The sequence below is a fragment of the Citrobacter amalonaticus genome, from assembly GCF_001559075.2.
Lineage (GTDB): Bacteria > Pseudomonadota > Gammaproteobacteria > Enterobacterales > Enterobacteriaceae > Citrobacter_A > Citrobacter_A amalonaticus_F.
In genome coordinates this window covers 1026898-1040299 of sequence record NZ_CP014015.2, presented here as the reverse complement: position 1 = coordinate 1040299, position 13402 = coordinate 1026898, and the positions used below count along the sequence as shown (strand labels likewise).

Annotated in this window: 13 protein-coding genes; 9 read left to right on the top strand and 4 right to left on the bottom strand. The window is 54.8% G+C overall.

From position 1 onward, the window contains the following. Positions 1–12 precede the first annotated feature (12 nt). Positions 13–2886, top strand: a complete 2874-nt coding sequence (gene gcvP / locus AL479_RS04965) for an aminomethyl-transferring glycine dehydrogenase (protein ID WP_061075281.1) — start codon at positions 13–15, stop codon at positions 2884–2886. Positions 2887–2964: 78 nt separating this feature from the next. Next, complete coding sequence (locus AL479_RS04960; RefSeq protein ID WP_061075280.1) at positions 2965–3708, top strand: SDR family oxidoreductase; 744 nt, start codon at positions 2965–2967, stop codon at positions 3706–3708. Positions 3709–3798: 90 nt separating this feature from the next. Here the strand turns inward: AL479_RS04960 and bglA are convergent, their stop codons facing one another. After that, positions 3799–5232: a 6-phospho-beta-glucosidase BglA gene (bglA, locus tag AL479_RS04955; RefSeq protein ID WP_061075279.1), complete on the bottom strand. Its 1434-nt coding sequence runs from the start codon at positions 5230–5232 to the stop codon at positions 3799–3801. A 119-nt stretch (positions 5233–5351) separates the two neighbouring features. Next, positions 5352–6080: a MurR/RpiR family transcriptional regulator gene (locus tag AL479_RS04950; protein WP_061075278.1), complete on the bottom strand. Its 729-nt coding sequence runs from the start codon at positions 6078–6080 to the stop codon at positions 5352–5354. A gap of 52 nt (positions 6081–6132) precedes the next feature. Between AL479_RS04950 and yqfB the strand changes: the two genes are divergently transcribed. Further along, positions 6133–6444 carry a N(4)-acetylcytidine aminohydrolase gene (gene yqfB / locus AL479_RS04945; RefSeq protein WP_061075277.1) on the top strand — a complete coding sequence of 104 codons (312 nt, stop codon included), beginning with the start codon at positions 6133–6135 and terminating at the stop codon, positions 6442–6444. 162 nt (positions 6445–6606) lie between these two features. Further along, positions 6607–7266 (top strand): PAQR family membrane homeostasis protein TrhA, encoded by a 660-nt coding sequence (gene trhA, locus AL479_RS04940; RefSeq protein WP_061075276.1) that lies wholly within the window; start codon positions 6607–6609, stop codon positions 7264–7266. Between the two features lie 81 nt (positions 7267–7347). On the opposite strand, the gene ygfZ is transcribed toward trhA, so the two are convergent. Beyond that, positions 7348–8328: a tRNA-modifying protein YgfZ gene (ygfZ, locus tag AL479_RS04935; RefSeq protein WP_061075275.1), complete on the bottom strand. Its 981-nt coding sequence runs from the start codon at positions 8326–8328 to the stop codon at positions 7348–7350. Between the two features lie 256 nt (positions 8329–8584). Here ygfZ and sdhE point away from each other — a divergent pair, with 256 nt between their 5' ends. Then, the gene (gene sdhE / locus AL479_RS04930) at positions 8585–8851 is read left to right on the top strand and encodes an FAD assembly factor SdhE (protein ID WP_042322123.1); all 267 of its coding nucleotides are present in this window, start codon (positions 8585–8587) and stop codon (positions 8849–8851) included. Continuing rightward, positions 8832–9239: a protein YgfX gene (locus tag AL479_RS04925; protein ID WP_061075274.1), complete on the top strand. Its 408-nt coding sequence runs from the start codon at positions 8832–8834 to the stop codon at positions 9237–9239. The genes sdhE and AL479_RS04925 overlap by 20 nt, the downstream gene beginning before the upstream one ends. Positions 9240–9339: 100 nt before the next feature. Here the strand turns inward: AL479_RS04925 and fldB are convergent, their stop codons facing one another. Beyond that, the gene (gene fldB, locus AL479_RS04920) at positions 9340–9861 is read right to left on the bottom strand and encodes a flavodoxin FldB (RefSeq protein WP_061075273.1); all 522 of its coding nucleotides are present in this window, start codon (positions 9859–9861) and stop codon (positions 9340–9342) included. A gap of 100 nt (positions 9862–9961) precedes the next feature. Here fldB and xerD point away from each other — a divergent pair, with 100 nt between their 5' ends. From xerD to recJ, 3 genes are read left to right on the top strand one after another with little or no spacing between them, the layout of a single operon-like run. Then, positions 9962–10858, top strand: coding sequence for a site-specific tyrosine recombinase XerD (xerD, locus tag AL479_RS04915; protein ID WP_042999367.1), 897 nt, complete (start codon positions 9962–9964; stop codon positions 10856–10858). Between the two features lie 23 nt (positions 10859–10881). Next, positions 10882–11595 (top strand): bifunctional protein-disulfide isomerase/oxidoreductase DsbC, encoded by a 714-nt coding sequence (gene dsbC, locus AL479_RS04910; RefSeq protein ID WP_061075272.1) that lies wholly within the window; start codon positions 10882–10884, stop codon positions 11593–11595. 5 nt (positions 11596–11600) lie between these two features. Further along, positions 11601–13334 (top strand): single-stranded-DNA-specific exonuclease RecJ, encoded by a 1734-nt coding sequence (recJ, locus tag AL479_RS04905; RefSeq protein ID WP_061075271.1) that lies wholly within the window; start codon positions 11601–11603, stop codon positions 13332–13334. The last annotated feature ends 68 nt before the right edge of the window (positions 13335–13402 follow it).

Below are 13402 nucleotides of genomic sequence, written 5' to 3'. Positions count from 1 at the left end.
GAACCATCGCCCATGACACAGACGTTAAGCCAGCTTGAAAACAGCGGCGCTTTCATTGAACGCCACATCGGACCGGACGCCGCGCAGCAGCAAGAGATGCTGAATGCGGTTGGCGCCGGATCGTTAAATGCGTTGATCGGCCAGATTGTGCCGAAGGACATTCAGCTCGCGACTCCGCCGCAGGTTGGCGAGGCGGCGACCGAATACGCCGCGCTGGCAGAATTAAAGGCCATCGCCGGGCGTAACAAGCGCTTCACGTCATACATCGGCATGGGTTATACCGCCGTGCAACTGCCACCGGTTATCCTGCGTAACATGCTGGAAAACCCGGGCTGGTACACCGCCTATACGCCTTATCAGCCGGAAGTGTCTCAGGGTCGTCTGGAAGCCCTGCTGAACTTCCAGCAGGTGACGCTGGATCTGACCGGTCTGGATATGGCTTCCGCTTCGCTGCTTGATGAAGCCACCGCGGCTGCAGAAGCGATGGCGATGGCGAAGCGTGTCAGCAAACTGAAAAACGCGAACCGTTTCTTTGTTGCCGCAGATGTGCATCCACAAACGCTGGATGTTGTGCGTACGCGTGCGGAAACCTTTGGTTTTGACGTGATTGTGGATGATGCGGCGAAAGTACTGGATCACCAGGATGTGTTCGGCGTGCTGTTACAGCAGGTGGGAACCACCGGTGAAGTCCATGACTACAGCGCACTGATTAGCGAACTGAAATCACGCAAAGTGATCGTCAGCGTTGCTGCCGATTTTATGGCGCTGGTGCTGCTGACCGCGCCGGGCAAGCAGGGCGCGGACATTGTTTTCGGCTCTGCGCAACGCTTTGGCGTACCGATGGGCTACGGCGGCCCACACGCGGCATTCTTTGCCGCGAAAGATGAATTCAAACGCTCCATGCCGGGCCGTATTATTGGCGTATCGAAAGATGCGGCGGGCAATACCGCGCTGCGTATGGCGATGCAGACGCGTGAGCAGCATATTCGTCGCGAGAAAGCGAACTCCAACATTTGTACCTCGCAGGTACTGCTGGCAAACATCGCCAGCCTGTATGCCGTTTATCATGGCCCGGTTGGCCTGAAACGCATTGCGAATCGTATCCACCGTCTGACCGATATCCTCGCTGCGGGTCTGCAACAAAAAGGGTTGAAACTGCGCCATGCCCACTATTTTGACACGCTGTGCGTGGAAGTGGCGGACAAAGCCGCAGTGCTGGCGCGTGCGCAAGCGGCAGAAATCAACTTGCGCAGTGATATCCATAACGCAGTAGGCATTACGCTTGACGAAACCACCACCCGTGAAGATGTCTTGCAGTTGTTTACGGTTCTGCTGGGCGACAGCCACGGTCTGAATATCGACACCCTGGACAAAGAAGTGGCGCACGACAGCCGTTCGATTCAGGAAAGTATGCTGCGCGATGACGCCATCCTCAGCCACCCGGTATTCAATCGCTATCACAGTGAAACCGAGATGATGCGCTACATGCACTCGCTGGAGCGCAAAGATCTGGCGCTGAATCAGGCGATGATCCCGCTGGGTTCTTGCACCATGAAGCTGAACGCGGCAGCGGAAATGATCCCGATTACCTGGCCGGAATTTGCCGAACTGCATCCATTCTGCCCGCCAGAGCAGGCGGAAGGCTACCATCAGATGATTGGTCAGCTTTCTGACTGGCTGGTCAAACTGACCGGTTACGACGCCGTCTGCATGCAGCCGAACTCTGGCGCGCAGGGGGAATACGCCGGTCTGCTGGCGATCCGTCATTACCACGAAAGTCGCAATGAAGGGCATCGCGATATCTGCCTGATCCCAGCCTCTGCGCACGGGACTAACCCGGCTTCCGCACAGATGGCGGGGATGCAGGTGGTGGTCGTGGCCTGTGATAAGAACGGTAACATCGATCTTGGCGATCTGCGTGAAAAAGCCGGTCAGGCGGGCGAAAACCTCTCTTGCATCATGGTGACCTATCCGTCTACCCACGGTGTTTACGAAGAGACGATCCGTGACGTGTGCGAGATCGTGCATCAGTTTGGTGGGCAGGTTTATCTCGACGGCGCGAATATGAACGCTCAGGTGGGCATCACCTCTCCGGGCTTTATCGGCGCTGACGTTTCACACCTGAACCTGCACAAAACCTTCTGCATTCCGCACGGCGGCGGTGGCCCAGGCATGGGACCGATTGGCGTGAAATCGCACCTGGCGCCGTTTGTACCGGGCCACAGCGTAGTGCAGATCGAAGGGATGTTGACCCGTCAGGGCGCGGTTTCTGCCGCACCGTTCGGCAGCGCATCGATTCTGCCAATCAGTTGGATGTACATCCGCATGATGGGCGCCGAAGGACTGAAGCAGGCAAGTCAGGTGGCGATTCTGAATGCCAACTACATTGCCAGCCGTCTGAAAAACGCATTCCCGGTTCTGTATACCGGCCGCGATGGTCGCGTGGCGCACGAGTGTATTCTCGACATCCGTCCGCTGAAAGAAGAGACCGGCATCAGTGAACTGGATATTGCCAAACGCCTGATCGATTACGGTTTCCATGCGCCGACCATGTCGTTCCCGGTCGCGGGTACGCTGATGGTTGAGCCAACGGAATCGGAAAGCAAAGTGGAACTGGATCGCTTTATTAATGCGATGCTGGCGATTCGCGCAGAAATTGACAGCGTGAAAACAGGCGTCTGGTCACTGGAAGATAACCCACTGGTTAACGCGCCGCATACCCAGAACGAGCTGGTGGCAGAGTGGAATCATGGTTACAGCCGTGAAGTCGCCGTCTTCCCGGCGGGTGTAGCGAACAAGTACTGGCCAACCGTGAAACGTCTTGATGATGTTTACGGCGACCGTAACCTGTTCTGCTCCTGCGTGCCGATGAGCGAATACCAGTAATTATTTCACAGTAGCAAATCATTTGTAGGCCGGGTAAGGCGAAGCCGCCACCCGGCTTTTTCATATCGGGAGAACTCCATGGGAATCGCACTGGTTACCGGCGGTAGTCGCGGTATTGGGCGGGCGACCGCGTTACAACTGGCAGATGAGGGCTACACGGTTGCCGTTAATTTTCATCATAATATTCGGGCTGCCACCGAGGTGGTGAATAAGATAGTCGCCGCCGGGGGAAACGCATTTACCCTGCGCGCAGATATCAGTGACGAAGCGCAGGTTGTGGCAATGTTCGAATCGATCGACCGTGAAAATGAGCCGCTGGCGGCGCTGGTCAATAATGCCGGAATTTTGTTTGAACAAAGTACGATCGAAAACCTTTCTGCTGAGCGGATTAACCGCGTGCTGGCGACCAACGTGACGGGGTATTTCCTCTGCTGTCGCGAAGCGGTCAAGCGCATGTCGCACAAACACGGCGGTCACGGCGGGGCGATTGTGAACGTGTCGTCAGCGGCGTCGCGTCTGGGCGCACCGGGGGAATATATTGACTATGCGGCGTCGAAAGGGGCCGTCGACTCGCTGACCACCGGCCTGGCGCTGGAGGTGGCGGCGCAAGGGATCCGGGTCAACGGCGTGCGTCCGGGGCTTATCTACACCGAAATCCACGCCTCCGGCGGCGAGCCTGGACGGGTGGATCGCGTGAAGTCGATGTTACCTATGCAACGTGGCGGACAGCCGGAAGAGGTGGCGCAGGCCATTGCCTGGCTGCTGAGCGAGAAAGCGTCGTATGTCACGGGCAGTTTTCTGGAGCTGGCGGGCGGGAAGTAAACGCCGGGTGGCGGCTTCGCCTTACCCGGCCTACACGAATCATAGGTTTTGTCGGCCGGCGCAAGCGTAGCGCCGCCCGGCATTATGGAGTTAAAGTTTCTCGCCGTTGCTGGCGATCACCGCTTTATACCAGTCGAAGCTCTTCTTGCGTGAACGAGACATGTCACCCGTGCCATCATCGTGCTTGTTCACATAGATAAAGCCATAACGTTTGCTGTACTGGCCGGTGGTGAAAGAGACGCAGTCGATACAGCCCCATGGCGTGTAACCCATCAGATCCACTCCGTCATACGTGACCGCCTTCATCATCTCTTCGACATGAGCACGCAGATAGTCAATGCGGTAGTCGTCGTTAATGCTGCCATCGTCTTCTACTTTATCGTAAGCGCCAAAGCCGTTTTCGACGATGAACAACGGTTTCTGGTAACGCTCATACAGTTCGCACAGCGAGTAGCGCAGACCCACCGGGTCAATCTGCCAGCCCCAGTCGGAGGCCTTAACGTGCGGATTCGGTACGCTGCCTTCGAACCCCGAAATGGCATCGCCGCTACCGCCGTCGGCCTTCACCGCGTTGGTCATGTAGTAACTGAAGCCGAGGTAATCGCAGGTACCTTCACGCAGAATCGCGGCATCACCGTCTTCCATTTTAATGTTAAAGCCGCGACGCTCCCACTCGTTGAGGACATAGGACGGGTAGTAACCGCGCAACTGAACGTCGGTGAAAACATAGCGCTCGCGCATGGATTCCTGGGCGAACATGACGTCTTCTGGCTTGCAGGAGAACGGATACAGCGCAACCATCGCCAGCATGCAGCCCACCTTCATCTCCGGATTGGTGCGACGCGCCGCCTTCACGGCTAACGCGCTGGCGACAAACTGGTGGTGCAGCACCTGGTACATGGTCTCTTCCGGGTTTTCGTGCTCGGTATAGACCACGCCAGAGCAGCAATAACCAAACAGCGGCGCACGCCAGTTGCGCTGGTTATTGATCTCGTTGAAGGTCATCCAGTATTTGACCTTATGCTTATAACGTTCAAACACCACTTCGGCAAAACGAACAAAGAAATCAACGACCTTGCGGTGAGTCCAGCCGCCGTACTGCTGAACCAGGTGCAACGGCATTTCAAAGTGAGAAAGGGTAATGACCGGTTCGATATTGTACTTGAGCAATTCATCAAACATGTCGTCGTAGAATTTCAGCCCTTCTTCATTTGGCTGCGTTTCGTCACCTTGTGGGAAGATTCGGGTCCAGGCGATGGACGTGCGGAAGCATTTAAAGCCCATTTCAGCAAACAGCTTGATGTCTTCTTTGTAGTGACCATAAAAATCGACCGCTTCGTGGTTCGGGTAATATTTACCTGGCACCACCTGCCGGGTGATTTCACGGGGTACGCCATGCGCGCCGCCGGTCAGAACGTCACAAATGCTGGGGCCTTTACCGCCTTTATTCCAGCCGCCTTCAACCTGATGTGCAGCAACCGCGCCGCCCCAGAGAAAATCTTTTGGTAAGGTGAGTTTTTTCATCGTTGCGTCATCTCAAATTAATACAAACTGATTTGAGTCTAACAAAGGGAAGGTAAATGTCACGATATAACAAAATAGCGAAACGGTAATTTGTTACCGCCAAAAAACAGACTGTTTTTTTACGCTAATTTTTTCGCCAGCTTTCGCCCCAGAGATTCGAGAATATAAATAACGGGAATTTGTGTGGTGATATCGTACACGCCAGCAATACGGGTTTGCGGCACATGCCAGGAGAGATTAAAGTCCGCCAGTTTGGCGAGGCGCGAGTGTTCATGGCTGGTAATCGAAAGCACTTTGCAGTTATGCAGGCTGAACTGGCTGGCAAAGCGCAGGATCTCTTCGGTTTCGCCAGAGACCGATAGGACAATCGCCAGCGCATTACGCGCCATATCGTTCGTCACCGGGAAATAAGGATCATCAATGTGGTTGCTGAATTTCCCGACGTTTGAGAAAAAACGCGCGCCATATTTTGCCAGGGCCCCTGAGGTACCGGCACCGACAAATATAATGCGCTCGGACGATAAAATAATCTCTACAGCCTGATCGAGTAATTGATCAAATTCATCGTTATTTACCCCTTTAAAGAAACTGATAATCTCGCTGGCGCCAAAATTAGCCTGTTGCGGTTCATTCTGCTCTAAATATAATTTAAAGCGTACGCGAAATTCAGAGTAGCCTTCACAGTTAAGCTTGCGACAGAAACGCAACACGGTGGTGGTCGATACACCCGCCGCTTCAGCCAGTTCCCGAATGGTCATGTACATGACTTTGTCACGGTTCTTGATGACATAGTTGTAGACCAACATCTCAATGTTGTTGAGACTGGCGATGGCAGCGTGGGAGAACATACTCACAATGGCAATACTCACTCATCAGATTTTACCTAAAGGGAATAATAACATGCAGCCAAATGACATCACTTTTTTTCAGCGTTTCCAGGACGACATTCTGGCAGGGCGTAAAACGATCACCATTCGTGATGAGTCAGAATCTCACTTCAGGGCCGGTGACATTCTGCGGGTAGGGCGTTTCGAGGACGATGGCTACTTTTGCACGATTGAGGTGCTGGGAACGTCAACCGTCACGCTCGACACGTTGACGGAAAAACATGCACAGCAGGAAAACATGACGCTGGAGGAGCTGAAGCGGGTGATTGGCGAGATTTACCCGAATCAGTCACATTTTTATGTGATTGATTTTAAATGTCTTTGAATTAAATGAACAACTGTTAGTTGAAAAATGTGTTTCAACATTATGATTTATAACGATTAGTTTAAAAATGATATTTATTTTAGCTAACAGGTGTTCACTGGAACCATTCTCAGTTACGCTAGAGACGCAATCACGAACGTGTTCGTTTCTCCGGAGTAAGTTATGGTTCAGAAGCCACTCATCGCGCAAGGATATTCACTGGCAGAGGAAATCGCCAACAGCATCAGTCATGGTATTGGGCTGGTGTTTGGTATCGTCGGTCTGGTGTTGTTGCTGGTGCAGGCGGTGGATATGAATGCCAGTGCGACAGCGATTACCAGTTACAGCCTGTACGGCGGCAGCATGATTCTGCTGTTTCTGGCGTCGACCCTGTATCACGCGATCCCTCATCAGCGGGCGAAGATCTGGCTGAAAAAATTCGACCACTGTGCGATTTACCTGCTCATTGCCGGGACCTATACGCCGTTTCTGCTGGTTGGGCTGGATTCACCGTTGGCGCGTGGGTTGATGATCGTGATCTGGAGTCTGGCGCTGCTCGGTATTTTATTCAAACTGACGATAGCCCACCGGTTTAAAGTGCTGTCGCTGGTGACCTATCTGACGATGGGTTGGCTGTCACTGATTGTGGTGTATCAACTGGCGATCAAACTGGCGGCGGGAGGCGTAACGCTGCTGGCTGTTGGCGGCGTGGTCTATTCGCTGGGAGTGATTTTCTACGTTAGTAAGCGCATTCCCTACAACCATGCTATCTGGCACGGATTTGTGCTGGGCGGCAGCGTATGCCACTTTCTGGCGATCTATTTGTATGTCGGACAGGCGTGATGTGATGCTTTAACGTCTTATCCGGCCTACGAATGCTTTTCCGTAGACCGTATAAGCGAAGCGCCATCCGGCGCTGATGAGTTACTCTTCCAGTGAATAGGGCAGCGGTTCGATGTGCAATGTGTTGGCATCGTCGCGTACGCGGAATACGCTGTCGGCCTCCATATCGTTATTCATCACCACCTGTACCCGTAGCTGACCGTCATCCAGTTGCACTGCCGCGAGGACGGTGCCAGTACGACGCCAGTTCTCACCCATTTTCATTTCAAGATCGTCACCTGCTTCCGGTACACGGCTGGCCTTACCCGCCAGAGACCATAATGCGCGTTTGTTTGCCCCGCGGAATTTCGCTCGGGCCACCATCTCCTGACCGGTATAGCAGCCTTTCTTAAAGCTGATACCGCCCAGCGCCTGGAGGTTAGTTGCCTGCGGAATAAACTGCGCGCTGTTCGCGGAATCAATCACCGGCAGACCGGCCTCAATATCCAGCGCCAGCCACTGCTGACTGTTATTCAGTTCAGCTTCACCACGCAGTTTTTCGGTTACGGTTTCCGCGGTTGTCACATCGGTAACCAACAGAAAGCGTTCTACCGGATGTTCAAACCACAGCAGGGTTGTCGCTCCTTCACGCGTGACAGGCTTTTCGCTGTCGGGCAGTTCGTTAAACAGATTCGCCAGGGCGGCACGCGCCTGGAAACCCGCCACGCCCAGCAGCACGCGTTCGTCGTCCGGGGCAATCGTCACTTTCGAGAATACGGCATATTTTTTCAGTTCGCTCGCCTGCGCGTCACGCAGACTACGACGTTCAATCCAGGCAAAACCGTCGCCATCGCGGAACAGTCGCAGGTTGCTCCACATTTTGCCTTTGGCGTCGCAGTGGGCGGCCAGTACGTGCTGGTGTTCAGTTAGTTGACTCACGTCAGCCGTCACCTGACCCTGGATATACTTCTCGCTATCAGCCCCGCTAATCGTGGCCAGCGCCCAGTCATCTAACGTCATCAACGTCACGGGCAAACGCGCTGAAGCTGATGGCTGACGAGGTGGAAATGGAGTAAATGCCATAAAAATGTCCTGATTTGCTTAACGCAGTGATAATGACTAATGGTAAAAGAGCTATTGCCCAATGCAAGCGCTTTGATAGTCCCATTTGTGCCTTATCTTACAGATTGCGAGGCGGCATCCAGAAAACATGAACCCATTGACTTATTGGGGGTTTAATTAGCGATCGCGCTTGTGGTTACGGATATTCCCGCAAAACAGGATGAAAAACACGTTACAATAGCCGGGTAGTTCATTTGAGTGAGACAGGAAGAAGAACATGGATATTAACAATAAAGCACGTATTCACTGGGCATGCCGACGCGGTATGCGTGAACTCGATATTTCCATCATGCCGTTTTTCGAACATGAATACGACACGTTGAGTGATGATGAAAAGCGTATTTTTATCCGCCTGCTGGAGTGTGATGACCCGGACTTATTCAACTGGTTGATGAATCACGGTAAACCGGCAGATGCTGAACTGGAGCAGATGGTTCGACTCATCCAGACACGGAATCGGGATCGTGGTCCTGTGGCAATCTGATCTCCGCGTCTCATGGCGCGCACAGTGGCTATCACTACTCCTGCATGGGCTGGTGGCCGCGGCTATTCTCTTAATGCCATGGCCGCTGAGTTACACGCCGTTGTGGTTGATACTGCTTTCGCTGGTGGTGTTTGACTGTGTCCGCAGCCAGCGACGAATTAACGCCCGTCAGGGGGAGGTCAAACTTCTGATGGATGGACGGCTCCGCTGGCAGGGGCAGGACTGGCTTATCGTCAATGCACCGTGGATGATCAAAACCGGCATGATGCTGCGTCTGCGATCAGATACCGGTAAACGCCAGCATTTGTGGCTCGCGGCTGACAGTATGGATGACGCGGAATGGCGGGATTTACGCCGCCTGATGATTCAACAGTCGAAGCAAGGGTAGCGCCGACGAATACCTGATGGCGCGCAGCTTTAAGGCCTGTGATTCGGTGCGTCATATAGGCCGGATGAGGTGTTCACGCCGCCATCCGGCAAAACGGTTATCAGGAATAGTGCTCGGCCATTTCACCGAGAATTTGCTCGCACCACGCCTGAATACGCTCATCGCTGAGATCGTATTGATTGGTTTCATCCAGGGCGAGACCGACGAACAACTGCCCCTCGGCAATGACCGGTTTAGGGCTGGTGAACTCGTAGCCTTCGGTAGGCCAGTAACCGACGAATTTGACGCCTTTGGTCGACAGTTTGTCATGCAACATGCCCAGCGCGTCAAGGAACCACTCGCCGTAGCCTAACTGGTCGCCCATACCGTAAAGCGCGACAATTTTGCCTTCGAGATTGAGTTCGTCCAGTTGTTCCCAAACGGCTTCCCAGTCCTCCTGAATTTCACCGAAATCCCAGGTGGGAATGCCTAAGATCAGCACATCGTACTGCTCCATCAGGGCCGGGGCATCATCTTTCAGATTATGCAGCGTTACCAGTTCCGGGCCGATGATGTCGCGAATTTTCTCCGCAGCCATCTCGGTGTAGCAGGTGCTGGAACCGTAAAAAAGACCAATATTCATCGCGTAAACGTCTCAATACTTGCTATGACTTTGCGCGTAGTGTACCAGAAACCCGTATCATTGAGTCATAATGGCAGATTGCAGAATCAAAGGGGTAGATGTGGAACAGGATCTTGCGCGCATCGAACAATTCCTTGATGCGCTCTGGCTGGAGAAAAATCTGGCGGAAAATACGCTGAGCGCCTACCGCCGCGATTTGACCATGCTGGTGGAGTGGCTCGCACACCGTCAGGTGTCGCTGGAAACCGCGCAAAGTGACGATCTGCAGGCCTTGCTGGCCGAGCGGATGGACGGTGGGTATAAAGCCACCAGTACCGCACGACTGCTGAGCGCGGTGCGGCGGCTTTTCCAGCATCTTTACCGCGAGAAGATCCGCACCGACGATCCCAGCGCGACGCTGGCATCGCCCAAGCTCCCGCAGCGCCTGCCGAAAGATCTCAGTGAAGCGCAAGTTGAGAGATTATTACAGGCGCCCGTGGTTGACCAACCGCTGGAGTTACGCGATAAAGCCATGCTTGAGATTTTATATGCCACCGGACTGCGCGTGTCTGAACTGGTCGGACTGACGATGAGCGATGTCAGCTTGCGTCAGGGCGTCGTACGGGTGATCGGTAAAGGCAATAAAGAGCGTCTCGTGCCATTGGGCGAAGAGGCGGTGTACTGGCTGGAGACGTATCTGGAACATGGGCGTCCGTGGCTGCTGAATGGCGTGTCGATTGACGTGCTGTTTCCCAGCCAGCGCGCGCAGCAGATGACGCGCCAGACCTTCTGGCACCGCATTAAACACTATGCCGTCTTAGCGGGAATCGACAGTGAAAAGCTGTCGCCGCACGTTTTACGCCACGCATTTGCCACGCATTTGCTCAATCATGGCGCCGATTTACGCGTGGTGCAGATGTTGCTGGGGCACAGCGATCTCTCTACCACGCAGATTTATACTCATGTTGCGACAGCGCGCCTGCGTCAACTTCATCAACAGCATCACCCAAGAGCGTGAATGCTGAGCGAACAGGAAAGGTTATGAAAAAAGGTTTAATGCTGTTTACCCTGCTGACCACTGCGTTTTCCGGCCTGGCACACGCCGACGACGCCGCGATCCGCCAGTCTTTGACGAAACTGGGCGTGCAGAGCACGGATATCCAACCCGCCCCGGTTGCCGGGATGAAAACGGTGCTGACCAACAGCGGCGTGCTGTATGTGACGGAAGACGGTAAACACATCATTCAGGGGCCAATGTACGATGTCAGCGGCGCGACGCCAGTCAACGTGACCAACCAGCTGCTGATGAAGCACCTGAACGCGCTGGAAAACGAAATGATCGTCTATAAAGCGCCACAGGAAAAACACGTCATTACCGTCTTTACCGATATCACCTGCGGCTACTGCCACAAGCTACATGAAGAGATGAAGGACTACAACGCGCTGGGCATTACTGTGCGCTACCTCGCCTTCCCGCGCCAGGGACTGGAAAGTCAGGCCGAGCAGGATATGAAGTCCATCTGGTGCGCGCAAGACAAAGCCAAAGCGTTTGACGACGCGATGGCAGGCAAAGGCGTGAAAGCGGCGACCTGCGGGGTGAACATCGCGGATCACTATGCGCTGGGCGTGCAGTTTGGCGTAAGCGGTACACCCGCCATCGTGTTGAGCAACGGCTATGTCGTGCCTGGCTATCAGGGACCGAAAGAGATGAAAGCGTTTCTTGACGAGCACCAAAAACAGACCAGTGGTAAGTAATTCGCGTGAAACAACAGATACAACTTCGTCGGCGGGAAGTCGATGAGTCGGCAGAACTGCCTGCTGACCTTTCGCCGCTGTTACGCCGCCTGTATGCCAGTCGTGGCGTACGCAGTGCTCAGGATCTTGAGCGCAGCGTCAAAGGCATGCTGCCATGGCAGCAACTGAGCGGCGTCGAAAAAGCGGTCGAAATTCTCTATAACGCCTTTCGCGAGGGGACGCGCATCATCGTCGTTGGTGACTTCGATGCGGATGGGGCGACCAGTACCGCCCTGAGCGTGCTGGGTATGCGATCTCTGGGCTGCGATAACATCAGCTACCTCGTGCCAAACCGTTTTGAGGATGGTTACGGCTTAAGTCCGGAAGTGGTCGATCAGGCCCATGCCCGCGGTGCGCAGCTGATCGTCACCGTCGATAACGGGATCTCTTCCCATGCCGGTGTGGATCACGCCAGGGCGCTGGGGATCCCGGTAGTGGTCACCGATCACCACCTGCCGGGCGAGACGCTGCCAGCCGCCGAAGCCATCATCAACCCGAATCTGCCTGACTGTGATTTCCCGTCGAAATCGCTGGCCGGCGTGGGCGTGGCGTTCTACCTGATGCTCGCCCTGCGCACCTTCCTGCGCGACAAAGGCTGGTTTGACGAACGTGGCATTGCGCCGCCAAACCTGGCGGATCTGCTCGATCTGGTCGCGCTGGGCACCGTGGCGGACGTGGTGCCGCTGGATGCCAACAATCGAATCCTCACCTGGCAGGGTTTAAGCCGTATTCGCGCCGGGAAATGCCGTCCGGGGATCAAAGCGTTGCTGGAAGTCTCCAGGCGTGATGCGCAAAAGCTCGCCGCCAGCGATTTAGGGTTTGCGCTTGGTCCGCGTCTGAACGCGGCGGGTCGGCTGGATGATATGTCCGTCGGCGTGGCGCTGCTGCTGTGCGATAACATTGGCGAAGCGCGAGTACTGGCCAACGAACTGGATGCGTTGAACCAGACGCGTAAAGAGATTGAACAGGGAATGCAGGCGGAAGCGTTGACCCTGTGCGAGAAGCTGGAGCGCAGTCGCGAAACGCTCCCCGGTGGTCTGGCGATGTATCATCCTGAGTGGCATCAGGGGGTGGTCGGGATCCTCGCCTCGCGCATTAAAGAACGTTTTCACCGCCCGGTGATCGCTTTCGCGCCGGCAGGCGACGGCACGCTGAAAGGCTCCGGACGTTCCATTCAAGGGCTGCACATGCGTGATGCGCTGGAGCGGCTGGATACGTTGCATCCGGGTCTGATGATTAAATTCGGCGGCCATGCGATGGCGGCGGGACTGTCGCTGGAAGAGGCAAAATTCGACCTGTTCCAGCAGCGTTTTGGCGAGCTGGTCACTGAATGGCTGGATCCATCGCTGTTGCAGGGGGAAGTGGTCTCTGACGGCCCGCTCAGCGCCGCGGAGATGACGATGGAGGTCGCGCAGCTGCTGCGTGACGCCGGTCCGTGGGGGCAAATGTTCCCGGAACCGCTGTTTGACGGGCGTTTTCGTCTGCTTCAGCAGCGTCTGGTTGGCGAGCGACATTTGAAAGTGATGGTCGAACCCGTTGGCGGAGGGCCGCTGTTGGACGGCATCGCCTTTAACGTCGATACCGCCTGCTGGCCGGATAACGGCGTACGCGAAGTCGAGCTGGCCTACAAACTGGATATTAACGAATTTCGCGGCAACCGCAGTTTGCAGATCATCATCGATAATATCTGGCCCGTATAATCTGACCAATTTCCCGTCACTATTCTCTATAAATAAGCGCGTGGATTGGGTACAATCCCGCTCTTATC